At 47.0% G+C, this 1737-nt stretch carries 2 protein-coding genes; both read left to right on the top strand.

Going from position 1 to position 1737, the window contains the following annotated elements:
• Positions 1-679: phage portal protein (locus tag ACFWZ2_RS43595; protein WP_384555355.1), on the top strand; the 679-nt coding region annotated here is incomplete at its 5' end.
• 122 nt (positions 680-801) lie between these two features.
• Positions 802-1737, top strand: a 936-nt coding sequence (locus tag ACFWZ2_RS43590) for a phage minor capsid protein (protein ID WP_384555354.1), incomplete at its 3' end; no start/stop codon positions are given.

Here is a 1737-nt window from a genome sequence, read left to right as displayed (position 1 = left end):
GGATACAGCCTTTGACAGCTATCACCGTGAATTCAGGTTGGGTAAAAAGCGTATCATTGTTCCACACTCAGCTATCAGGACAGTTGTTAACGCAGAAACCGAGGAATTTCACCGTTATTTTGACGCTAGTGACGAAGTATACGAGGCTTTCAACTTTGAAGATGTAGACAGGCAACAGATTGTTGACAACTCTATTGAGCTGAGAGTAGAAGAACACGTTAAGGCTATTCAATCCCTATTGGATCTTTTCGCAATGCAAATAGGGTTTAGTCCTGGCGTGTTCTCTTTTGATGGTCAGGGCGTAAAAACGGCTACTGAGGTAGTCAGTGAGAACAGCAAGACATTCCAAACGAAGAACAGCCATGAGACTGTGATCGAAGAGGGAATTATAAATCTGATTACCACTATTTGCGAGATCGCAAAGCTTTACAAGGTGTTTACTGTCCCTCCTGACTATGATGTGACCGTTGACTTTGACGACTCTATTGCAGAGGATCGGGATGCCAACGCCAACTTCTATCTGAAGTTAGTTAACAGCGGGCTGATGCCTCGTTATATGGGCCTTATGCACATTCTCAAAGTGCCTGAAGAGAAAGCGCGGGAGCTTATCAAAGAAGCGAAGGAAGAAGCGGCAACCGAGCTGCCAGATGTTAGTGAAATTGGCGGCGGCGGTGTCTGATGGCACGCGTAACACCTGAGAAAGCGGAACAATTGTCCTGGCCTATCGTTCAGATATATTCGTCCATTCAGACGGAGATATTAGAGAACATTGGCGCGCTGCTGGCGTAGGATACAAAAGCCTTGGAAGCGGACGTTAATCAATGGTATGCGCTGAAGCTAGAACAGATCGGCGGACTCACACGGGAGAATATACGGGCCATATCAAAGAAAAGTAAGCTTACACAAAAGAAGATCCGTGAAATCCTTCAGAACATTGGCATGGAAGGCATAGAAGCGAATGAGGCGGTACTTCAAAAGGCGATAGCTCAAGGTATTCCCCTTATGGCAGCACTGCCAGTCAAACAAGATCCGGCCATATGGCAGATACTAGACGCATTCGCAAGGCAGGCAACCGATATTTATAACCTTGTCAATTCGACAATGCTGACTCAAAGCCAGGTAGTGTATCGTGACATACTGACTCAGACAGTCGCAGGGGTTATCAGTGGACTAAAAACGCCACAACAAGCCCTGAGAAGCACCGTGCAAGATTGGGCGCAAAAGGGAATACCGGCATTAATAACAGCAGACGGCAAACGAAGGTATGCGGAAGGTTACGCTTATACGGTCATTCGAACAATGGGTAACAACGTTGCTAACGAAATGCAGGACTCAAGGTTTGATAGTTACGGCGTGGACTTGGTAGAAATCAGCTCACACGTAGGGGCACGGCCCAAATGCGCCCCGTATCAAGGCAGGATATTCAGCAGGAGCGGCAATGATCCGAAATATCCGGCGCTATCCAGCACAAGTAAGGGCGAACCGGACGGATTGTTTGGTATTAACTGCGGCCATGTTCAGTATCCCTACATTCCAGGCATTTCAGAACAACGTTATCATCCTGTTAATGCAGAGCGGAACGAAAAAGCATACAAAGAAAGCCAAAAACAGAGGGCGTTAGAACGCAATATAAGGAACAACAAAAGAGAGCTTGCCACATTCGAAAAAATGAATGAGGAAATTGGCGCGAAACGGGCACACAGGAAGGTTTTAGACGGTCAGGCACGGCTAAGGGCC

This window comes from Streptomyces sp. NPDC059002, from assembly GCF_042740435.1.
Lineage (GTDB): Bacteria > Actinomycetota > Actinomycetes > Streptomycetales > Streptomycetaceae > Streptomyces.
Note: the sequence above shows the minus strand (reverse complement) of the source record. Positions and strands in the feature narration are given on the sequence as shown.